This window comes from Leptolyngbya sp. CCY15150, from assembly GCF_016888135.1.
Classification (GTDB): domain Bacteria; phylum Cyanobacteriota; class Cyanobacteriia; order RECH01; family RECH01; genus RECH01.
On sequence record NZ_JACSWB010000147.1, the window covers coordinates 144,510 to 166,788 of the forward strand.

Annotated in this window: 18 protein-coding genes; 7 read left to right on the top strand and 11 right to left on the bottom strand. The window is 55.1% G+C overall.

Going from position 1 to position 22,279, the window contains the following annotated elements:
* Positions 1–60 precede the first annotated feature (60 nt).
* Together JUJ53_RS06200 and JUJ53_RS06205 are read left to right on the top strand one after the other, a co-directional pair.
* Complete coding sequence (locus JUJ53_RS06200) at positions 61–639, top strand: glyoxalase-like domain protein (RefSeq protein ID WP_204151116.1); 579 nt, start codon at positions 61–63, stop codon at positions 637–639.
* A gap of 299 nt (positions 640–938) precedes the next feature.
* A complete protein-coding gene (locus tag JUJ53_RS06205) occupies positions 939–1,748 on the top strand; it encodes a glucose 1-dehydrogenase (RefSeq protein ID WP_204151117.1) in 810 nt (269 codons plus the stop codon).
* A gap of 209 nt (positions 1,749–1,957) precedes the next feature.
* Here JUJ53_RS06205 and JUJ53_RS06210 read toward each other — a convergent pair whose 3' ends face one another.
* The 3 genes from JUJ53_RS06210 to JUJ53_RS06220 form a co-directional block, all read right to left on the bottom strand.
* On the bottom strand, positions 1,958–3,772 hold the full coding sequence (locus tag JUJ53_RS06210; protein WP_204151231.1) for an aspartate kinase: 1,815 nt from the start codon (positions 3,770–3,772) through the stop codon (positions 1,958–1,960).
* Positions 3,773–3,915: 143 nt separating this feature from the next.
* A complete protein-coding gene (gene psbM, locus JUJ53_RS06215; protein ID WP_204151118.1) occupies positions 3,916–4,029 on the bottom strand; it encodes a photosystem II reaction center protein PsbM in 114 nt (37 codons plus the stop codon).
* A 184-nt stretch (positions 4,030–4,213) separates the two neighbouring features.
* The gene (locus JUJ53_RS06220; protein ID WP_204151119.1) at positions 4,214–4,510 is read right to left on the bottom strand and encodes a 2Fe-2S iron-sulfur cluster-binding protein; all 297 of its coding nucleotides are present in this window, start codon (positions 4,508–4,510) and stop codon (positions 4,214–4,216) included.
* 411 nt (positions 4,511–4,921) lie between these two features.
* On the opposite strand from JUJ53_RS06220, the gene JUJ53_RS25445 reads away from it, so the two are divergent.
* Complete coding sequence (locus tag JUJ53_RS25445) at positions 4,922–7,027, top strand: adenylate/guanylate cyclase domain-containing protein (protein ID WP_204151120.1); 2,106 nt, start codon at positions 4,922–4,924, stop codon at positions 7,025–7,027.
* Between the two features lie 167 nt (positions 7,028–7,194).
* Here the strand turns inward: JUJ53_RS25445 and gcvH are convergent, their stop codons facing one another.
* Positions 7,195–7,584: a glycine cleavage system protein GcvH gene (gene gcvH, locus JUJ53_RS06230; protein WP_204151121.1), complete on the bottom strand. Its 390-nt coding sequence runs from the start codon at positions 7,582–7,584 to the stop codon at positions 7,195–7,197.
* A 97-nt stretch (positions 7,585–7,681) separates the two neighbouring features.
* Positions 7,682–9,022, bottom strand: a complete 1,341-nt coding sequence (gene hemW / locus JUJ53_RS06235) for a radical SAM family heme chaperone HemW (protein ID WP_204151122.1) — start codon at positions 9,020–9,022, stop codon at positions 7,682–7,684.
* 309 nt (positions 9,023–9,331) lie between these two features.
* Here hemW and JUJ53_RS06240 point away from each other — a divergent pair, with 309 nt between their 5' ends.
* Positions 9,332–10,411, top strand: a complete 1,080-nt coding sequence (locus JUJ53_RS06240) for a PIN/TRAM domain-containing protein (protein ID WP_204151123.1) — start codon at positions 9,332–9,334, stop codon at positions 10,409–10,411.
* Positions 10,412–10,496: 85 nt separating this feature from the next.
* Here the strand turns inward: JUJ53_RS06240 and JUJ53_RS06245 are convergent, their stop codons facing one another.
* The 4 genes from JUJ53_RS06245 to JUJ53_RS06260 form a co-directional block, all read right to left on the bottom strand.
* Positions 10,497–11,489 carry a pentapeptide repeat-containing protein gene (locus tag JUJ53_RS06245; RefSeq protein ID WP_204151124.1) on the bottom strand — a complete coding sequence of 331 codons (993 nt, stop codon included), beginning with the start codon at positions 11,487–11,489 and terminating at the stop codon, positions 10,497–10,499.
* A gap of 46 nt (positions 11,490–11,535) precedes the next feature.
* Positions 11,536–12,852, bottom strand: coding sequence for a hypothetical protein (locus JUJ53_RS06250; RefSeq protein ID WP_204151125.1), 1,317 nt, complete (start codon positions 12,850–12,852; stop codon positions 11,536–11,538).
* 134 nt (positions 12,853–12,986) lie between these two features.
* A complete protein-coding gene (locus JUJ53_RS06255) occupies positions 12,987–14,282 on the bottom strand; it encodes a pitrilysin family protein (RefSeq protein ID WP_204151126.1) in 1,296 nt (431 codons plus the stop codon).
* Between the two features lie 295 nt (positions 14,283–14,577).
* The gene (locus JUJ53_RS06260; protein WP_239124815.1) at positions 14,578–15,852 is read right to left on the bottom strand and encodes a pitrilysin family protein; all 1,275 of its coding nucleotides are present in this window, start codon (positions 15,850–15,852) and stop codon (positions 14,578–14,580) included.
* A 297-nt stretch (positions 15,853–16,149) separates the two neighbouring features.
* Between JUJ53_RS06260 and JUJ53_RS06265 the strand changes: the two genes are divergently transcribed.
* Both JUJ53_RS06265 and JUJ53_RS06270 read left to right on the top strand, forming a co-directional pair.
* The gene (locus tag JUJ53_RS06265; RefSeq protein WP_204151127.1) at positions 16,150–17,373 is read left to right on the top strand and encodes a M20 family metallopeptidase; all 1,224 of its coding nucleotides are present in this window, start codon (positions 16,150–16,152) and stop codon (positions 17,371–17,373) included.
* Between the two features lie 84 nt (positions 17,374–17,457).
* Complete coding sequence (locus tag JUJ53_RS06270) at positions 17,458–18,075, top strand: DUF3318 domain-containing protein (RefSeq protein WP_343327901.1); 618 nt, start codon at positions 17,458–17,460, stop codon at positions 18,073–18,075.
* On the opposite strand, the gene miaA is transcribed toward JUJ53_RS06270, so the two are convergent.
* A complete protein-coding gene (miaA, locus tag JUJ53_RS06275; protein ID WP_204151129.1) occupies positions 18,065–19,024 on the bottom strand; it encodes a tRNA (adenosine(37)-N6)-dimethylallyltransferase MiaA in 960 nt (319 codons plus the stop codon). The two genes, JUJ53_RS06270 and miaA, sit on opposite strands and share 11 nt — an antisense overlap.
* A 276-nt stretch (positions 19,025–19,300) precedes the next feature.
* Here miaA and gyrB point away from each other — a divergent pair, with 276 nt between their 5' ends.
* Positions 19,301–21,238: a DNA topoisomerase (ATP-hydrolyzing) subunit B gene (gyrB, locus tag JUJ53_RS06280; protein ID WP_204151130.1), complete on the top strand. Its 1,938-nt coding sequence runs from the start codon at positions 19,301–19,303 to the stop codon at positions 21,236–21,238.
* A gap of 199 nt (positions 21,239–21,437) precedes the next feature.
* Here the strand turns inward: gyrB and JUJ53_RS06285 are convergent, their stop codons facing one another.
* Positions 21,438–21,824 (bottom strand): hypothetical protein, encoded by a 387-nt coding sequence (locus JUJ53_RS06285; RefSeq protein ID WP_239124816.1) that lies wholly within the window; start codon positions 21,822–21,824, stop codon positions 21,438–21,440.
* Positions 21,825–22,279: the final 455 nt, after the last annotated feature.

Consider the following 22,279-nt stretch of genomic DNA (forward strand, 5'->3'; position numbering starts at 1 on the left):
TACGTTGAGCCGTCACGCACCGTCTGAGATCGTCCACTGCTGTATGACTGAATAAAATTCATGACGCTTGCAGAAAGTTTCTTAGGGCTCCATTCATCCATGTTGCTTGGGGTTTTTCCCCTCGATAGCATCCTGTCAACCCAAGGCATCATGGTGATGCTGCTGGTTGCCTATGCCGGAGCGATGTGGGTGTTTTTAACCAGTGCTCCCAAGGTATACACCGTGATGGTGTCGGATTTGGAGTTGGCCAAGCTGTTCTATGAGGGGATGCTAGACCTGCCGGCTGCCGATGTGCCCCTCCAGTATTACTACAATTATGAACAAACTCTAGGGGCTGCCACCGATCCGCTCTACCTCTCAACGGCGAATCTCACCTCTCCAGCCACCACCCTCAACAACACAGAGGGGCTATGGTATCAGCTTAAGAAAAATACCCAGCTTCATATCATCTCGGGAGCGAGCTTGGGGCATAAAAATCGCCAGCGCCATGTGTGTTTTGACCATGACTGTCTAGAACAGTTGCTGCTGCGGGTGCAAACCCGTCGGCTCAAACATAAAATTCGCCGCGATGAACCGCTGAACTTCTTGGTGAAGGATTATGACGGTCGGGTGATTGAAATGGCAGAAATTGCCCGCTAAGGCCTAGGGCCGGCAAAGGAATTGGTGCCACTGGCGATGTTGCGCTGTCACGACATTGGGAAGCTCCCCTAATAGGCGATCGCCAACGTTTGTTGCAACCAGAGGCGATGCGCAGCCACGATCTTACACATTTTCCGATCTGTGCCGGTGCAGGCTTGTCTTGAGGGCAAGACGGACGATGGCGAGCACGGGGTAATGGGCCCTCTTGCCGATCGCCCCTGGAGTGATCGGCCCTTGGGTAGAGATCATTGAGCTAGATGGCGCTGTATGGTGAGTCATCGGCAATCTAACGCGAACACATGAAAGGACTTCGGGATAAAACAGCCTTGGTGACGGGAGCCTCGTCGGGCATTGGGCAGGCGATCGCCATTCGTCTAGCAGAGGAGGGCTGCAACATAGCGATCAACTACCGCAGCAGCCCAGGTGGAGCCCAAGATACCCTTGACGAGGCCATGAAGCAGGCCTGTGATGATGTAGAAAAGTGCGGTGTGCGAGCCCTGCTGGTGCAGGGGGATGTCTCCAAAGAGGCTGATGTGGTGGCCGTGGTAGACCAGGTGGTTAAACACTTTGGGCAGCTCGACATCCTTGTCAACAATGCAGGGGTGCAAACCGAAAGTCCTTCCCATGATCTAGATGTAGACAGCTTCGACTGGGTGCTGAATGTCAACCTGCGGGGTGCTTTTCTATGTGCCCGCGAAACCATCAAGCACCTGCTTCACCACCAGCGCCCTGGCTCTATCATCAATGTTTCTAGCGTTCATGAAGTGATTCCTCGACCCCACTATCTCAGCTATTCCATCAGTAAAGGGGGCATGGGCAATCTCACCAAAACCCTAGCCCTAGAATATGCAAACCAGAACATTCGGATTAATGGCATTGGCCCCGGAGCGACTGCAACTCCCATTAACGATGATTGGACGGAGGATGCAGACAAACGAGCCGTTGTAGAGAGTCATATTCCCATGGGTCGCGCGGGCACGCCAGAAGAGATGGCGGCAGCGGTGGCCTTTATGGCTTCTGATGAAGCTGCTTACATGACCGGACAAACGCTGTATATCGATGGAGGGCTGACGCTATACGCAGATTTCCAGGAAGCGTGGTCAGCCTAGGGGCAGATGCAAGCATGACTGAATGTTGATCTGAAACGGGGCATAGTCCACGGCGCGTTCATCGTTGTCGGGCTCACGGTTCCCGTATATGTAGCAGGAGTCAGATGGGCTAGGACATCTAGAGATTAGGATAGGCTGAACCCGCGAGGCGAGTTTAGTTTCATACGATATCTCATGCCGCGATGTCTCGTCGCCGGGGTGCTGTAATGCTAGGCAGGAACCTGGATTCGTTGGCTACCGGAGAGCCCAAAGGCGGCATGAACCGCTTGCAGAGCCTGGACGCCTTCCTCTTCAGAAACTAGGCAGCTAATCTTGATTTCTGACGTGGCGATCATCTGGATATTAATATCCTGCTTGGCCAGCGCTTGAAACATTTTGGCAGCCACGCCAGGACGGTGAACCATGCCCATGCCCACCACACTCACCTTGGCGATCGCTGGATCAACAAGCACTTCTCCATAGCCTAGCTCCGCCTGATCGGCCCGCAGAACCTGTTGAGCCATCTCGGCATCGGCTTGAGTGACGGTGAAGGCGATGTCGCGGGTGGTCGTCCCGTCTAGAAGACGACATCGCTGGGACTGAATGATCATGTCTACACTAACGCCATGGGTGGCCAAGCGCGTGAAAATTTGGGCGGCCATGCCGGGGCGATCGGGGACAGAGCGCACGGCTAAGCGGGCCTGGTTGCGATCGAGGGCAGCCCCGCGTACCGGGGGAAAATCCGCTTCAGGGACGGGGGTGGAGGAATGGGAGGCTAGGGTCGAACTGGCGATATGGAAGGCATCACAGAGGGCTTCCACGGCGCGATCGCAGTCGTCTCGGGCGATCGCACAGCTCACCTTTACTTCCGAGGTGGAAATCATTTGAATGTTCACTCCTGCCTTGGCTAAGGTGGTGAACATCTGCGCCGCCACACCGGGGCGGCCAATCATGCCGGCTCCGGCAATACTCACCTTCGCCATCTGGGCTTGTACCATCACCTCGGCTTCATCTAAGGCAGCGTCATGACTGCGGAGGGAGGGAGCGATCGCTTCGGCCACCGCTTCAGCTTGATTCAGGGACGACTGGGTGACGGTAAAGGCAATATCGTTGGTGTTGCCCTCATGGATAGACTGAATGACTAGGTCAACATCCAAATCCTGCAGGGCAATTTCTCCAAAGAGGCGGGCGGCAATGCCTGGATGATCGGGCACGCGCAGTAAGGCAACCTTGGCTTGGTTGGTATCGAGTTCTACGGCATCGACAGGATGGGCGATTTCTAAGCCCTCTAGCGATCGCCCTTCGTTGAACGGTGAGACAACCCTGGTGCCCGGTTCATCCGTCCAGCTAGAGCGCACCACCAGCATGACCCCATAGTTCCGGGCAATTTCCACGGCCCGAGGATGCAAGACCTTGGCTCCGAGGCTGGCCAGCTCTAGCATTTCATCGCAGGTGATTTCATCCATGAGCTGAGCATCGGGCACCAAGCGCGGATCGGTGGTCAAAATGCCCGGCACGTCGGTATAGATCTCGCAAACATCGGCCCGCAGCGCGGCGGCCAGGGCAACAGCGGAGGTGTCGGATCCGCCCCGCCCTAAGGTAGTAATTTCTAAATCTGTGCTGTTGCTGATGCCTTGAAAGCCGGCAACCACAACGACCTTACCGTCAAGCAAGCAGCGCTCGACCCGCTCTGGGTCAATGTTGAGAATGCGGGCTCGGGTATGCTCTGCCTCGGTGACAATGCCCACCTGCGCCCCTGTGAGAGAAATGGCCGGCTGCCCCAATTCCTGAAGCGCCATGCTCAAGAGGGCGATCGAGACCTGCTCGCCTGTGGAGAGCAGCATATCCATTTCGCGGCGGCTGGGTTGGGCAGAAATATCGTGGGCGAGTTTCACCAATCCATCGGTGGTTTTGCCCATGGCAGAGACCACCACCACCACCGAATGCCCTTGGGCAACGGTTTTCTGGACACGTTTGGCAACCGCTTGGATCCGTTCGACCGTTCCAACGGATGTCCCACCATATTTCTGCACAATCAGCGACATAGCCTTGCTCACCCCATCCACAATCCAAGACCACAATCCAAGAAAAAAAGCATTGAAGGACAAAATCTCCCCCAATGCTAGACAGGAGTTGGGCCAAATTCAAGACATTTGATTCATGACCGTAACCTGCAAACGACGATCCATCATGAATCGTTGGATTGCTTACTCGCTGTCTGAATGTAAAGAATTAATAAGAAGACGGTGGGTACTAGCACGAATAGAATCGTTGCAATGAACCCAAGATCATTAGTTTCCATTCAATCTAGCCTCTCTAAAGCACAGCTTATTTTATAGACCTAGGGTTAAGAATATCATTCCACCTGATCAGAAGTGACCTTGCTCAGCCAGTTTTCTATTAGTTTCCTAGATGTTTTTTGATGAGTTGCCGAAAACGTCGGTAAAAGCTGGGCATGGAGATGCCACACCCAGCATGATCAACGGCTAGGGCTTGGTGCGGATGCTCACGTCACCATTGACCAAGGTTTGGCAGGCTAGGCGATAGCTATCGGGTTTGCGCTTCAGCTTGCGCTTTTCGGCTTCGGTGCGGGGGGAGAGATTATCCATGCCGTCCACAACTTCTACAATGCAGGTGCCACATTGCCCATAGCCGCCGCAGTTCAACAGCTTGCCGGTAAATTTATAGAGATCGATATTATTTTCGAGGGTCTTGAGTCTCAAATTTGCGCCATCCGCGACAATTGCTTCCTGTTGTTCGTTGACAAACGTAATGGTAGCCATAAATCAAATGCTTCCTCTAGAGTAGTCGCCTCAAGCGATTTTATGCTTAAGGAGGGGGGTGATGAATACCCGCTCAATGTAGTGCCTCATCTGGCTTCATATTTTGCCACACTTTCGTGGGAGGCTCGGGGGCGATCGCCCTCTTGGGGGCTAATCATCACACCGGTGTGGAAGCCCTGCTCATCGACGGATCCTCGCGGCTATGGGGGTGGTGCCCTAGGGAGCCTGTAACAATTGTCTTGTTTGTGCTGACTATGACGACGGCTGCCATCCTATTCATGCTCAAATTAAGATGAGACATCTATCACGATCCGTCGCAGTTTTTTCCCAGGGCCGCAGGCTTAGGGGGCGACGGGATCATCGGGTTTCGTTTCAGGGCCATCTTCAAGACATCTGCCTCTGTCTCTACCTATGACTACAACTCAGCAGCGGATTTCGGTCTGGAGTGGGCGCAGTCTAGGTCTGATCCTAGCGCTGGCGATCGCCTACTGGGGAGCGGGTCAGTTGGTTTTTCGGTTTATCTCCCTACCGGGTGGTATTACGCCGGTTTGGCCCTCGTCGGGCATTGGGCTAGCGGCGGTGTTTCTCTTTGGCTGGCGGGTGGCACCGGGGATTGCCTTGGGCGTGATCATGCTCCTCACTCACACCCAGGATGTCAGTCCGCTGGTGATTCTGGTGCAGGGGGCGATCGCTCTGGGATCATCCCTAGAGGCTGGTTTTGCCGCTCAGGTGATGCGGCGGCTGATTCCTTCCCAAACTCCCCTAACGCGATCGCGGGACGCGTTTCGGTTTGTGGTGATTGTCTTTGCAGCTCCGGTGATCGGGGCCACCATGGGTACGGCCAGCAGTTGCTTGGCTGGATTGAACCCTTGGTCTGATTTTTTGGCGATTTGGGGAAGTTGGTGGATCTCCAATGCCTTCGGGATGTTGATTGTGGCTCCCACCTTAATCAGTTGGTATGTCCAGTTTCCCCGCGATCGCCAGTTGGCCAACCTACCGCCGCTAAGAACCGATCGCCTGCTGGAAGGATTTGCCATGCTGATGATGGCGGCGGCGGTGAGCTACATCGTGTTCCAGTTTTCTTTGCCCGTGGAATACGTGCTGATCCCCATTTTGATTTGGACGACATTTCGCTTAGGACTGGCGATCGCCACGGGGTTGGTGATCATCATTTCTGGGATTGCGATCGCGGGCACGGCGAATGGTCTCGGCCCCTTTGTGCAAGCGTTGCGACCCCAGTGGCTGTCGCTGCTCTTGCTCCAGGCCTTCATCGGTGTGGTCACCTTGACGGTGTTGGTGTTGTCGGCGGTGATTGCGGAGCGCCAAGCGGCTAACTACCAACGTATCCAGGCTAATCAGTCTTTGGCCGCGATGGCGGAGGATCTGAAGATTGCGAACCAGGCGCTAGCGCAGGCGAATGGTGTGTTGGAACATCGGGTGGAAGAGCGTACCCAAGATTTATATTTTTCAGAAGACAAGTTTGCCAAGGTGTTTGGTGCCAGCCCCAACCCAATTATCATCAGTCGGCTCATGGATGGCGTAATTTTAGACGTCAACGCCAGTTTTCTAGCTCTATCGGGCTATGAGCGCGCTCAAATTGTGGGGTGCAGCGCCTTAGATCTGGGCATCTGGGTTGATCCTGAGCTGCGATCGCGCTTGGTGGAGCAGCTTCAGCAGTGGGGAGCCACCCGTGACTATGAAGCCGAATTTCGCATTGCCTCTGGTGCGGTGCGCTATGGGCTGCTGTCGGCAGAAATTATTACCCTAGATGGGCAAAGCTGTTTGCTCACCTTGGTGAATGATATTACCGAGCGCAAACAGGCCGAGCTAGACCTGCGGCTAGAGCAGGAAAAATCAGAACGTCTGCTGTTGAATATTCTGCCCCAGTCCATTGCCGATCGCCTGAAGCAAAACCCGTCCAACAATCGCATCTCTGGAGCGGCGATCGCTGAGCACTACGACGAGGTGACGATCCTGTTTGCCGATATCGTCGGCTTTACCCAACTATCGTCCCATCTACCGCCGATGGAGTTGGTGAACCTGCTCAACAGTATCTTTTCGACGTTCGACCAGCTTGCAGAACAGTTGGGGCTCGAAAAAATCAAAACTATTGGCGATGCCTATATGGTGGCGGCGGGGCTGCCCAATCCTCGGTCTGACCATGCGGAAGCGATCGCCGATATGGCCTTGGAAATGACGGCTGCCATGCAGCGCTTTGAGCAAGACCTGCAGTTTGACCTCAAGCTACGGATTGGCATCAACAGCGGCATTGTGGTCGCCGGTGTGATTGGGCAAAAGAAGTTTATTTATGACCTTTGGGGCGATGCGGTCAACATTGCCAGCCGCATGGAGTCGTTGGGAGAACCCGGCGGCATTCAAGTCACCCAAGCGACCCGCGATCGCCTCGCCCCTCTCTATGACCTGCGTGACCGGGGCGCGATCGCTGTGAAAGGCAAGGGCACTATGGAAACCTATTGGCTGGTGGGTCGAAAAGCGATCGCCCCGGCGACGGTCTAGTATCAAATCCGGTGAGACCTACGATTCATTCAGGGCTTGAGCAGTACCCGCATGTCTGTCGCCCCCTTGGTAAGGGGGCGGCGAAGCGGGGGATCGAGAGCAGGATGTTGCAGCCATGACCCTTCAACCGAATTTGATACTAGCGACGACTGGGGATCATAGAACCGCTACTCGCCTTCCACCTGGGCGCGGTATTCTTCCACAGACATGGCTTCATCCAAGTCTTCTGGGTTGTCGAGTTTCACCTTGATCAGCCAACCATCGCCGTAGGGATCATCGGCAATTTGCTCGGGAGCCTCCAGCATGGCTTCATTGCGCTCAATCACTGTGCCGGAAATCGGTGAATGTAGGTCTTCCACAGCCTTGACCGACTCAATGGTGCCAAAGGTTTCTCCTTTTTCAACGGCGCTGTCCACATCTGGGAGTTCTAAAAAGACAATGTCGCCCATTTGATCAACAGCAAAGGCGGTGATGCCAATGGTGATCAGGTCATCGTCAACCCGCGCATATTCATGGGTGTCCAGATATTTCAAATCTTCGGGATAGTCCAGCGCCATACCTGTCCTCTCTATGTTTGCGTTGCCGTTCAAATTACACCACAATCTGCCCGTCACTGGGACGGTTGAGATTACCTTTGTTTCAACCCTCAGGAGTTTATACAGCAGACTCCATCCTCTCCCGGCATGGTGTCTCCACCGGATCGTCACCCAAGGCCTGAAAGATGTCGGATAACACCACATTGGAAAAGAGAAACCCCTCAGGATCGCTCAGCCGCACCCGTGGTGATGGTGGATGCCCCTTGTCTTGGTGGCTGTGGTGTTCCGACTCTAGCACAGGTGCCCATTCGATCCATCCTGTGTCCGTATAAGTCGTGAGCAATTGCCAGAGATGCTGCACCAATCCTAGACCAAAGACATCCGCCATTGCCTTGAACTCCAAGCCTTCTGCCAGCCGCAGCCCTAGCATCACAGTTTCCAGAAAGGTATCTTGAATCGGATCAATGGGCACATCCAACGGCCCTGGGCGGTTAGGTAAATTCTTAACCCAGTCAAAGTAGGCGGCGCGGGTGCGAGGACGGGTGTAGCGCTGCTGGTGGATATAGCTGGCGGCTCCCATGCCAAAGCCGTAGTAGGGTTGATTGCGCCAATATACGCCATTGTGTTGGCACCGGTAGCCTAGCTGGGCATAGTTAGAAATTTCGTAATGCTCAAAGCCCGCTGCCGTTAGCCGCTGCTGAGCTAGGCGATAGAGATCGGCGGTCACCTGATCGCTGGGTAGGGGCGACTCACCCGGCTGATACCAACGGCTAAAGGCGGTCTGCGGTTCGACAATCAGGTCGTAGATCGAAAGATGGGTGGGGGCGAGGGCGATCGCCCTCTGGAGAGACTCCTCCCAGGTTTCCGGCGTTTGGTGGGGCAGCCCTGAGATTAGATCAAGGCTGATGTTGGTGAACCCGGCCTGGCGCAGGCTGTCTATGGCTCGGTCAATATCGGCTGGCGTATGGGTGCGGCCGCAGGCCTGCAGCACGTCAAGCTGGAAGGCCTGCGCGCCTAGGCTGACTCGATTGATCCCCACGGCTTGGTAGCCCCTAGCTTTGGCTAGATCGACGGTGTCGGGATCCATTTCTATAGAGATTTCCGCACCGGCTGCTATGCCAAACTGCTGATCCAAAGCGGTTAAAATCTGCTGAACCTGGCCTGGCTCTAGCAAGGAGGGGGTGCCGCCACCGAAGAAAATGCTGGTGAGGGGGCGATCGCCTGGGGTGTGGGCAATTTCCTGGCAGAGGGGATCCAGGTAGGCCGCGATCGCTCCAAAGCCAGTGTCGGAGCCAGTCTGCCGGGCTAAGGGAGGGCGATCGCCTACAATGGATACAGGAAAATCGCAGTAGTAGCAGCGTCGCCGACAAAAGGGAATATGCACGTAGGCCGCCGTTGGATCTGCCCCATCAGATGGGCTGGATAGGCCAACGTTTAAGCGATCGCCAGTCTTTTGCATTCGTACGTCAGTGTGGTAATCCAACAAACGGTTTTGACCCTGAGAGATATAATGAACCTGTAAATGGCAGCCCTATTGCGCACCTGACCATTTACCCTAACATCCGCGACCTTGGGCAGCCAGGACTGTTTTTGGAACTCCTAGAGCGATCGCCCTTCTGAGGTTTAACCTCCCCTATCTGCTGTCTCTGCTCTCCTAGCCCCGCTACAGCTTAGTCGGCACATTCATGACTATGGATTGCCCTAGAGTCTCCTATCCATACATTGTCATATATCATCCCATCGACTAGATTCTAGTCTGCTTCTTACTATGATTGATGCTGTCATTATCCTATCGTTCATTCTAGCTGGGGTCGGGATCGGGTTTTATAGCGTTGATCTTCTACCCGACACGGCCCTGCAGCAAGTCACGAACCTAGAAGGGTTGAGCTTTGTCATTGCTGCCTTCGGTGCAATCATTGGCTTTGCCATTGGTTTGGTCACCCAAACAGGATACCGCCGCATTGAGCGCCAAATCCGCGAAATGCCCGTGGATATGCTCATTAGCCGATCCCTGGGGCTCGTGTTAGGGCTGTTGGTGGCCAACTTAATGCTGGCACCCTTGTTTCTGCTGCCCATTCCCACTGACTTCGCCTTCATTAAACCCCTCACGGCTGTCTTGGCGAGCGTCATGTTTGCCTTCTCAGGGGTCAACCTTGCAGATGCCCATGGGCGCACATTACTGCGGTTGATTAATCCCCAAAGTGTTGAAAGCATGTTGGTGGCTGAAGGCACCCTCAAGCCTGCAACCACCAAGGTTTTAGACACCAGTTGCATCATTGATGGACGGATTGAAGACTTGCTCAGCACGAGTTTTCTAGAAGGGCAACTGCTTGTACCGCAGTTTGTTTTATTGGAGCTGCAGCAGGTTGCCGATTCGTCGAATGATCAAAAACGGGTACGCGGTAGACGGGGCCTGGATATTCTCAACCGCATTCAAGCCAACTACCCAGAGCGGATTGTCATTCATCCTGCAGACTATGACGATGTGGCCACGGTGGATGCTAAGTTGGTGCGCCTGGCCCAGGAAATTAACGGCACCCTGCTGACCAACGACTACAACCTGAATAAAGTAGCGAGTCTGCAAAAGGTTGAGGTGCTCAACATCAATGACCTGGCTCAGGCGATGCGTCCTAACTATCTGCCTGGCGACTACATCGACATTAAGATTCTCAAGCGTGGTAAGGAACCAGAGCAGGGCGTGGGATATCTCAATGATGGCACTATGGTCGTTGTGGAAGAAGGCAGCGAGTACGTGGGTGATGAACTAACGGTGGTGGTAACCGGTGCGCTGCAAACCTCGGCCGGCCGCATGATCTTCGCCCGTCCTGAGGCCTCGGTGATCGCTTAGGATAAAACGCTTGAACCCGCTAACCAGTGGCAAAACACGTCCGGTGGAAGAAGCCCGCACCGTATGCTTGCCTCGGTGTCGTACGTCACTCATGAACGCTGCTGTCGGGCATGGTGGCCCCGGTCAAGATGGCATCGGTGAGGTTGGTGCTGCTCAGTTCTGCCCGCACGAAACTGGCATCGGTGAGGTCTGTATTGGTCAAGTCAGCTCGGGCCAAGTAGGCATCGGTTAAGTTAGCATCCCGTAGCGTTGAGCCTCGCAGGTTAGCACGGCTGAGATCGGCGCGGCTGAGTTTAGCCGCATTCAAGTTGACCTTAGCCATGTGGGCCCGGACAAGTTGGGTGTCGGGCATTAGGGCTCCGCGGGCATCGGCTCCGGCCATGTCCACATCGGTGAGGATGGCGCGCTCCAGCTTGGTATTGATCAAGGTGGCTCCGCGCAGGATGGCACTGCTCAGGTTCGCTTCGGTGAGGAAGGCTCCCTTGAGGTTGGCTCCGGCCAAATCGGTTTCCCGTAGATCGGCACCCCGTAGGGTGGCTTCGCTTAAATCAGCTCCCCGAAGGTCAACCCGGGCCAGGTCTGCGCCGGTGAGATTGGCTCCTCGTAGGTCTGCTCCCCGAAGATTGGCTCCCCGCAGGTTGGCGCTATAGTGACGGTTTTCTTCCCGTAGGTTGGCACCGCGCAAGCAAGCACCGCTGAGGTTGGCACCGCTGAGGTTGGCATTGCGCAAATCTGCGTCAATTAAATTGGCGTTGAGAAGATTGGCCAAGGTCAGGTCAGCACTCCGCAAGTCTGCTCCTTGCAGCAGAGCCCCGTGGAGATCAGCGTCATGAAGATTTGCGCCGACGAAATCGGCTTGGCTGAGGTTGGCTCCACTTAAATCAGCACCAGTTAGGTTGCTGCTGGTGAATTTAGCTCGGTTGAGGTAGGCGAAGATCAACAGGGCACTGTGGAGATCAGCGCGGGAGAACTGAATGCCAATGAGGTCTGCCCCACTCAAATTCTGCCCGCTGAGGTTCTCGCCGTTAAAGTTTGTTTCGCCTGCTGTGTAGCGAGTAATGAGGTCTTGTCTGTTCATAGGATGTGAGACGGGTCAGGAGGTTGGGCAATGGGTCGGGAGGATGTCACTCCCAGCTATCGTCTTGTATGAGGGTCTCGACATAGGAGGTTGGGCTAGCCCGTAGACCGGTGACGTCGGCTTCGTTGGTATTGACCCCGGTGATTTCATGGGAGGGCGAGCTCATGCGTAAACCGGTGGCATCGGCTTCGTTAGCATTGACTTCGGTGACCTCGCTTTCGTAGAGCCCCACTTGTTTCAGAGCGGCGGCACTGTCGGGGAAGCGATCGTAGATGGGTTTAATGGCGCGCAAGATGGCGCTGGCGGTCTGGGTATAGTGTTGCCCATCGGATTGCTGGCTGGCCATGCCTCGCAACCGTTGGTCGATTTGCTCGAAGGATGGGTAGGACATGATTAATTCTTTGAGGAGGTTGCCCAGTTCCTGCGATCGCACCATCTGGATCCCTTGACTCAGATCGGCAATGGGTTCGCGTAGGCAAAAGAAAATCAGTAGCTTGGCCCGCAGGGGGTTGGTGTATTTCATCACCTCCAACCGTAGGTCAAACAGGGCATCGAGGATCTGAGAGGTATCGATGGCCTGGGCTGGTGTTGCTGTATCGGCTTGGGCTGGGGTGGGGAAGACAATGTGGGTAACCGGCGGGGGCGATCGCTTGGGATCTGGCGACGCCGGTTCGACCATCCGGGTGGTTGGCTGGTGGTCTGTATAAAGAGGTTGAAAGGCTTCTAGGATAATGTGCAGCACCCGTTGGTAGACGGCTTGGCGATTGAGGGTGTGGACAATGCTGCTGAGAATGGTCGTGAGGCTGTCGAGATTTGGGGCCAGGCTATGTAAATGTTCTACCAGGTACAGCAGGGAAAACTGGTTGAGCAAGGAGAGGTCATTTTGCCAGGAATTTTTGCAGGCGCAGAACAGTAGTTTTTTGACCCGCAGGGCATCATCGCTCTGCTCCAAGCTCTGCACGACGGCGTGATACTGAGAGCGGCTGGACGCTGGTTCCTGGGGCTGCTCAATCAGATATAGCTCATTAAAATGTTTTATGATGGCGTTGGCCACCAAGGTATATTCCGCCTGCTTGTTCAGCGTGCCGACAATTTTATAAAGATGCGATCGCAGATGCTCTAAGGTTGGGGCGATCGTCCATAATTGCTCAACCAACTGACGGAGCGATGCCTGATTTAAGCGTTGAGGACTGGTTTCCCATGCACCTGTGCAGGCATATACCATCAGCTTTTTAATTCGAGCAGGATCGGGTTCACGCTGTAGCCCTTTCACTGCGTCGTCAATTACTGATAACACAATCATGCTAAAGCCTAGCTGAAGGAATCGAGTGGTGGATAGGCGAACAGAGTAGGCGATCGCCATGTCACTCTGTCCTAGAGTTCCCCATCCCGTAGCTAGGGCAACAGGATCGAGGCAACTGGGCGGTAACCTGACGATGTACCTGGTGTGGAAGACCTGGCAAGCAACTACCGATTGAGCCCACCCGATTCCTTAAATCATCGCATTGCGGCTGCCCCGGTGCCTACAATCGATACGTAGGGTTGCGTAAAGTATCGTTGCGCAGCCTCTTGAGCCATATCGGGGGTGATCGATGCAATGTGCTGCTGAAACTGTTGATCAAACTCAATCCCTAGCCCTAGGGTTTCATACCAGCCAAAAATTTGCGCAAGTTGGGCATTGGTTTGCTTGCCAAGGGCATACTGCCCCAGCAGCTTGTTTTTGGCGGACTGCAGTTCTTCGTCTGATAAGCGGCACTGCATCAGTCGCGTCACTTCTTGCTGTAGACCATCGAGGGCCGTAGCCGTGTTGACGGGGGCTGTGCCGAGATACACCACAAACTGAGATTGGTTTAAACGGGTGGGATAGAAGGCCGAGACTTCGTAGGCAAGTCCGCGTTTTTCCCGTAGTTCAACAAAGAGGCGACTGGATAGACCATTACCCAGGTAGGTATTGAGAACTTTGAGGGCTAGGTAGTCGGTAGAATGCACGGAGGGGGTGAGATGACCCACCATGACGATGGTTTGTTGCGTTTCTTCCGGGATGATAGATGTCTCACCCATGGGCACCAGTTTGGGCACATCTGGGTGGGTGAGCGGTAGAACATCGTCGTGGTCGTGGGGTAGATGCCAGTCGCCGAAATATTTATCGACAAGGGCGATCGCATCATCTGGGGCAATGCGCCCGGTAATGCTCACCACAATATTATCAGGACGGAAGTACGTGTGGTGGTAGTTCTGTAAGTGCTCACGGCTGAGGTTGGCAACGGTGGCTTCGGTTCCCAGAATGGGGTTGGCGTAGGGATGCCCTGGATACATCATCTGCCGCAGTTGTCGCTGGGCGACGGCGAAGGGTTGTTCCTGCATGGATCGCAACCCCTGCAGGGCCAGGCGACGTTCTAGCTCTACTTCGGCTTCAGGAAAACTGGGCGATCGCAGCAGTTCTGAGCCTAGGGCTAGTACTTCTGGAAAGTCGTGGGAAACGGTCTTAAAGCTCAGCAAGCAATAGTCGGCGGTGGCATCGGTGCCGAGGCTAGCGCCCACAGACTCCACTCGGTCAGCAATTTCGTGGGCAGAGAAGCGATCGGTGCCCTTGGTCAACACGGCGGACAGTAGGTGAGAGACGCCGGATTCTTGGGGTGATTCGCATACGCCGCCTGCCCGAATAAAAATACGGCAAGCAATGATATCTGCCGCTGGATTTTCGACCGCCAGAACCACCATGCGGTTACCGAGTACCGCCCGATTCACCGTGCGGGTATGGAGCGTATGGGCAAATTGTTGCGTAATTGACATAAATTTACTCGGCAAACAGGAAGGAGGCAGGTAGCTAACGGCTACCAGTGGGCTAAGAGTAACCGTTGGCTACCAGTGGGCAGTATGCCATATCTCGAACCCTAAGGATTCGCTGGCGGGGGAGTTGTGGTCAACGATAGAGAATCCCCAGTCTCATGTCTAAGGAATGGCTGGGACGGTGGTTGGTGGGCAGTCAACTGAGCGTTGCGGTGAACCAGGCGATCGCTTCGTTCTACCCTATAAAGAGACCGGATGGTTGTGTCCAGCATGGCAGACACCGGTGTTGGTCTAGACTTCAGTCTGGCAGCAGTACCACGGAGGCGTAGCGATAGGGCGAGAGGTACTGTCCGGCTAGATATTGCAGGTCATGGGGGGTGAGCTGCTTGACTTGGTCAGGATAGGTGACCGAGAGGGTGGCATCGGCAATGGTGTGGTAGTACCCGTAGAGACCAGCCAACTGGCTGGCGGTTTCTGTGGAGAAGGCGTAGTCGTTGCACATCAGCCGTTTACACCGATTTAGCTCTAGGGGTGTAATGGGCATAGATGCTAGTTCTGAGAGGCGATCGCCCAGGGTTGCTTCTACGCGTTCCACCTGATCTGGATCCAGCCAGGCGGTGATGGTGAATAAACTCGAATCATGCTGCAGTGAAAAACTGCTGTCGATGTCTTGCACCCATTGGCGTTCTTCCCGCAGTTCGCGCACCAGCCGTGACGATTGGCTGCCTGCCAGCAATGCCGCCAGCAAGTCTAGCCCATAGCTGCTTTGCAGTTGATCGACACCGGGGCCCACCCAGGCCATCATCAGCCGAGCTTGCTCTAGGCGCGGTAGAGCCAGGCGCTGGCGATATACAGACTCCATGGGTGGATCGGCCTGGATAGTGGGAGCGGCGACGAGCGATCGCTCTGGAAAGGTCTGGAAGGCGGCATAGACCTGGTCGAGGGCTTCTGCTTGGGATAGGTTACCCACGATCACCACGGTCATGTTCTCGGGCTGGTAGTAGGCACGATGGAACTGGCGCATGTCTTGGGGCGATCGCGCCATTAGTTCATCGACATCGCCCAAAATTGGTCGCCCGTAGGGATGTTGGGGATAGGCTGCCGCCAGCAGCGTCTGGAAGCCGATCCAATCTGGATCATCGTAGGCTTGGCGAATTTCTTCTAGCACCACCTGCCGCTCCATCTCAAACTCGCCCTGGGGAATGGTGGCATGGAGTAAAAGGTCGGCTAGGAGGGGGAGTGCCTCGGGCAGGTGCTCTGCGGTGGTATTGATGAAAAAGTGAGCATAGTCATGGCTGGTGGCGGCGTTGGTGATGCCCCCGCAGCGCTCGATGATGGCATCAAACTGTCCTGGCTGGATGCGATCGGTGCCCTTGAAGATCATGTGCTCTAGGAAGTGGGCCATGCCAAACCAAGGTGTGGGTTCAGCGATCGCCCCGGCCCGCACCCATACATCGACCGTGACAACAGATGAAGCGGGCAGGTCTTGATGGATAACGGTGAGCCCGTTGGGTAGTTGATAGATTAAACCGGGAAATGGATGGGAAGTTGATGGTGGAATCGTGACTTGCAACTGAGCCCCTATACTGACGCATTCAACGGTTTATCTATACTAGCGCTTCTTGTTCCTTTGGCTTGGCGTCGTTGTTAAAGGTTGCTAAAGCTATGGGGGATGGCTGGTCATCCACCGATGGGGGTGAGGGAAATCTAGGGATAATCTTCTATGAGGTTGTGATGATCTCTTGTCTATCCTGTTCCAACTTTCTGGGTGAACATCGTACCGTAGAAATAGAAATCCTAGAACTAAAGGCGATCGCCCCTTGGCTTGATCCATGCCTAATTTGTCCACCTTACATCCAGCTCGCACTCTATGGCCGTTCCATCCCTAACTCCTCTCCCTGTCCATCGCTCTCGGATTCGTTCATCGATTCAAGCGCTGCAGCCCCAGCTAGTAGACTGGCGGCGTACCCTACACCAGCAGCCTGAACTGGCGTTTCATGAACGGCACACCGCTCAGGTGATTGCCCAGCAGCTTCAGGCTTGGGGGATCGAGCATCAGACGGAAGTTGCCCAAACGGGGATTTTGGCGGTCATCCAAGGCGATCGCCCCGGGCCGGTATTGGCCATTCGCGCCGATATGGATGCCCTGCCCATTCAGGAAGCCAATGAGGTGCCCTACCGCTCCCAGCGAGATGGGCTGATGCATGCCTGTGGCCATGATGGCCACGTGGCGATCGCTCTGGGAACGGCGTTTTACCTGGCCCAGCACCGGGCCCAGTTGGCCGGCACCGTGAAGATCTTGTTTCAACCGGCGGAGGAGGGCCCCGGCGGAGCCAAGCCGATGATTGAGGCCGGGGCGCTAGAAAACCCGCGTCCTGATGCGATTATTGGCTTGCACTTGTGGAATAATTTGCCCCTGGGAACGGTGGGGGTGCGCAGCGGTGCCCTGATGGCGGCGGTGGAATTGTTTGACTGCATGATTCAAGGGCGGGGTGGCCATGGAGCCATGCCCCACCAAACGGTGGATGCACTTGTGGTGGGTGCCCAGGTGGTGAATGCTCTGCAGACGATCGTGGCCCGCAACCTCGATCCCCTCACCTCCGGGGTGGTGACGGTGGGTAGCTTCCATGCGGGTAAAGCCCACAACGTCATTGCCCATCGAGCTGAACTGAGCGGTACGGTGCGCTACTTTGATCCGGCTCTGGATGGCTTTTTTGGCAAACGGATCGATGATGTGATTGCTGGGGTCTGCCAAAGCCATGGCGCGACCTATGATCTGAACTATTGGCAGCTCTACCCAGCGGTGATCAACGATGGGGCGATCGCTGACCTAGTGCGATCGGTTGCAGAACAGGTGGTGGAACCGGGGCTGGGGGTGGTGCCCAACTGCCAGACCATGGGCGGTGAAGATATGTCCTTTTTCCTACAGCAGGTGCCCGGCTGCTACTTCTTTTTGGGATCGGCAAATCCTAGCCTAGATCTGGCCTATCCTCACCACCATCCCCGCTTTGACTTCGACGAAACGGCCCTGAGTATGGGCGTTGAAATCTTTATCCGTTGCGTGGAACGCTTCTGCTCTTCTGCCTTGGGGTAGGATGATTCTAGGCTACTTATGGGCCTACGATATTTTGATTATTCTCCTGGGCGATCGCCCCTCGTTCTTCATATGTGAGCCATGCTGAATCCAGATCCCGAAATTCGTCGGTTGCTCGATCTCATGCCAGCCTCTGGGCGCATGGTTACCAAACTGGTCAGCCGCCCGGAGCAGTCAGCGGTGGTGGATGTGACCTTTCCTCTGCCTTGGCACCGCACCCGTCCGATCAACGTGAATTTTGATCTATGGGGACAGCTTTCTCGTCCCCAGCGCGATCTTATGCTGTTGCGTACCGTCGCTTGGCTGACGTCCATTCGCTGGTTCCAGCCCAGCATCTACCAAGGACTCGTGCTGGCGGGCGCAGTGGGTACGTTGATCGAACTGAGCCAGGGAGATGCGATCGGTGCGGTGACGGCCGGAGGCTTGACTGCCCTGGCCGGCACGCAAATTTGGCGCGGGAGTCGCAGCCCCCAGTTGGAGCTGGAGGCGGATGAAGCGGCCCTGCGGGTGGCCCAGCGTCGGGGCTATACGGAACCAGAGGCCGCCCGCCATTTGGTGGATGCTATTGAGGTGGTGGCGGCTATCGAACGCCGTCCAGGGTTGGATTTTACCGAGCTGCTGCGCTGCCAAAATCTGCGGGCGATCGCTGGTAGTTCGTCCATGGGCGTTCCTGACCCCATGCGGCGATCGCTCAACCGTTAACCGGCTCTAGGTGAACCGACTCTAGATCCTTAGCGTGATCAAGAAAGTGAACCTGAAGATCCCGCCAGACCTGATCGATCAGATCCGGTGCATCGCTGTCAAACCAATGAATTCGCTGATCGGCCCGAAACCAGGTGCGCTGCCGTTTGGCAAACTGACGGGTGTGTAGCGCAATCAGTTGCTCAGCTTCTGGGAGAGAGGTGGTTCCTGCGAGGTAGTCTTTGATGTCTTGATAGCCCAGGGTGCTGAGCAACGGTAGATCCCTGCCGTAGCGATCGCATAGACCTGCCACTTCCTCTACCAAGCCCTGCTCCAGCATCTGGGCCGTGCGTTGCTCAATGCGCTGCTGGAGGCGATCGCTGTCGGCGAGGCAATCCAGGCCAATCTGATAAATAGGATAGGTGGGCGGCTGCTCGCCCTGCTGGGATGAGAGGGGAATGCCCGTGGTGTAGAACACTTCCAGGGCGCGGATGGTGCGGGTTTTATCATGGGCATGGATGCGTTGGCCAGCGATCGCGTCCACTTGGCGCAACATCGCATAACATTGAGATTGGCCAAGGGCTTGGAGTTGCGATCGCAACTCAGGATTGGGAGCCACTCGGGGAATGAGGAGGCCATTAACAATGGCTTTGATGTACAGTCCCGAGCCGCCCACCAGCAAGGGAACTCTTGCCCATCCACGGGTGGAGCGATGGATCTGGTCAATCACGGTGGTCGCCCGCTCTTGGTAGCCCGCCAAGGTCAGGGTCTCGGTGGGGTCGCAGATATCCAGCAGATGGTGGGGCACCTGCATCTGATCTGCCTTGGATGGTTTCGCGGTTCCAATGTCCAATTCCCGGTAAACCTGCCGCGAGTCGGCATTGATGATGCAGCTCTGCAGCCGCTGGGCCAGCTCTACCGCCAACCCCGATTTGCCCGTCGCGGTTGGGCCACACACTACAATTAACATATCAGTACAAATGTATTAATTAACCCCATGGGTCGATACAATAGGGTTGGAACACCAGGGTTGAGGCACTCGGTTGGGAACCATGATCGTCGTCGCTAAGGGCGATCGCTGCCTCTCCCGTCAACCCCCTTCAGGTAAGCCTTTAACCACCCCCACAGTAAAACTTATCTGAAATCCATCTAAAATCGCCCTCAAGCCTTTTGTGTTAGAATTTAGGTGTTTTTTGATATTCAGAAGTCTTTAGCGGCTTCAGGTCAGTATAGGAGCGCTTCATTCATGGCTGAAAACTATGGTGCTGATCAGATTCAGGTTCTTGAAGGGTTAGAGCCTGTTCGTAAGCGTCCAGGAATGTATATCGGCACCACCGGCCCTCGCGGACTGCACCATCTAGTGTACGAGGTGGTGGATAATTCTGTCGATGAAGCCCTCGCTGGCCACTGCCAGAAGATTCAAGTGACGCTGAAAGCGGATGGCTCGGTGGTGGTGGTGGACGACGGGCGTGGTATTCCTACCGACATCCATCCCTCAACCGGCCGATCGGCCTTGGAAACGGTGATGACGGTTCTCCACGCCGGCGGTAAATTTGGCGGTGGTGGCTACAAGGTTTCTGGTGGTCTGCACGGGGTAGGTATTTCCGTGGTCAATGCCCTGTCGGAATGGGTAGAAGTGACCGTCTGGCGCGAGAAGAAGGTGCATACCCAGCGGTTTGAACGCGGCTTGCCCATTGGGGAGTTGGCGATCGCCCCCTGTCCCGACCATCGTACCGGTACCGCGGTGCAGTTTAAGCCCGATACCCAAATCTTTGCCACAGGGATTGAGTTTGACTACAACACCCTGTCGGGTCGGCTGCGGGAATTGGCCTACCTCAATGCTGGGGTAGAAATTGTCTTCACCGATGAACGTCTAGAGCTGATCAAGCGGGATGTGCCGCGCTGCGATGTGTTCCACTATGCCGGGGGCATTAAGGAGTACGTCGCCTACATCAACAACGATAAGCAGCCGATTCACGAAGAGATTATTTTTGTCTCAGGTGAACGCAACAATGTGCAGGTGGAAGTGGCGCTGCAATGGTGCTCGGATGCCTACACCGACAACCTGCTAGGCTTTGCCAACAATATTCGCACCATTGATGGCGGGACGCACCTAGAGGGTTTGAAAACGGTGCTCACCCGCACCATGAACTCGATCGCCCGTAAGCGCAACAAGCTAAAAGAGAGCGACTCCAACTTGGGAGGTGAAAACATCCGCGAGGGGCTCACCGGCGTCATTTCTGTGAAGGTGCCTGACCCTGAGTTTGAAGGGCAAACCAAGACCAAGCTGGGCAACATGGAAGTCCGGGGAATTGTCGATTCCTTGGTGAATGAAACCCTGACGGAATATCTAGAGTTTCGTCCGGCTGTGGCGGATGCCATTCTCGAAAAAGCGATTCAGGCCTTCAATGCGGCGGAAGCAGCTCGTCGGGCTCGTGAACTGGTGCGCCGGAAGTCGGTATTAGAATCATCGACCCTGCCAGGGAAGCTGGCAGACTGTAGCTCTCGGGATCCTAGCGAGTCGGAAATCTTCATCGTTGAGGGAGATTCTGCGGGCGGCTCGGCAAAACAGGGGCGCGATCGCCAGTTTCAAGCCATTCTGCCGTTGCGCGGTAAAATCATCAACATCGAAAAAACCGATGATGCCAAGATCTATAAAAATACGGAAGTACAAGCGTTAATCACGGCGCTAGGTCTAGGTATTAAGGGGGATGAATTCGACTCCGCCCAACTGCGCTACCACCGCATCATCATCATGACGGACGCGGATGTAGACGGTGCCCACATTCGCACCCTGCTGCTCACCTTCTTCTACCGCTATCAGCGGGCCATGGTGGATCAGGGGTTTGTGTACATTGCCTGTCCGCCGCTCTACAAGATTGAACGGGGACGCAACCACTACTATTGCTACAGCGATCGCGAACGCAATCAAATTATTAGTGGCTTCCCAGACAATGCCAAGTACGATATCCAGCGTTTTAAGGGCTTGGGTGAAATGATGCCGGAGCAGTTGTGGAGTACCACGATGAATCCCGACACCCGCACCCTCAAGCGCGTGGAAATTGAGGATGCTGCCGAAGCCGATCGCATCTTTACGGTGCTAATGGGCGATCGCGTAGCCCCTCGCCGGGAGTTCATTGAAACCTATGGCTCTAGGCTCGACCTAACGGATTTGGATATTTAACTATCCAGCGATCTTGCTGGCTATAGCTGGTGGATCCATAAGCGATCGCGTTTCTGTGGAACCTGTCTATCCTAGGAACGCGATCGCTCTCAGTTAGTGATGAGCGGCAGAATATCTCGACCGCAATATCTCGACCGCAAGATTGGGAAGCCTACTATCTACCTTCTAGAGAAAGATTGGCAGGATGTCCCAGACGATCTTAGACAGAATTAAAGCGGGGATGGTCTCGTAGGGTACTGGGCTCAAATTCATGCACCCAGCGCACAAAGGATTGGGATACGCCGCGCAGATCGTTTTGGCGAACCAGCAGGGCGATGTAATTGGCTTTTTGCTTCACCACGATGGCAAAGTAGCCGCTGCCATGGATGATGGCGTGGCTAAAGCCCTCCAGCCGCAGCGATGACATCAGCAGCGATCGCAGCCCTAGGGCCTGGAAGATGGTTTGAACCCAGCCAATATCACCACTTTCTGGGGTAGTAAAATACTCTTTCGGCAGCCCGCTGGGGTCAAAAATAGCGGCACCGATCACCGAGTCTGCGTAGGTGTCAGGCGGGGATGTACCTGGGCTCATAGGGGGTAAGGACATAGTCAACGGGTCATCAGAATTCAGCAACATGGTAGGGTCACCCATATCAGCCAGTTATGTACACTAGAGAAATCATGTGCTTGTCAAACGATACCCGACGCGACACTGATCGCTCTTCTCGAAATACGACCTACCCATATCGACGATGAAGCCGAGTTGCTTCTCCATGGCTAGTACTGAGTCGCACAATCTAGTCCTATTGTCTCGTATTTCGATCGGAGTTGTAATCTTTCCATCGGCTAGCTATGGCTAACCTGCGCGTCACATCGTTCAAAAAAACGTGTGTAGAGCGCTGTAGCTGTCGCCGTCAGGGTAACGAAATCATCCTAGAAATCTCTGCGACGTGATTATAAATGAATGGCGCAATCTGACTGATCCACTAACGGCGGAGTCCAGATCTTACCGATTACACCCTCATTGATGTCCTTGTAGATGGCTCGCTTCGTCGCCATCAC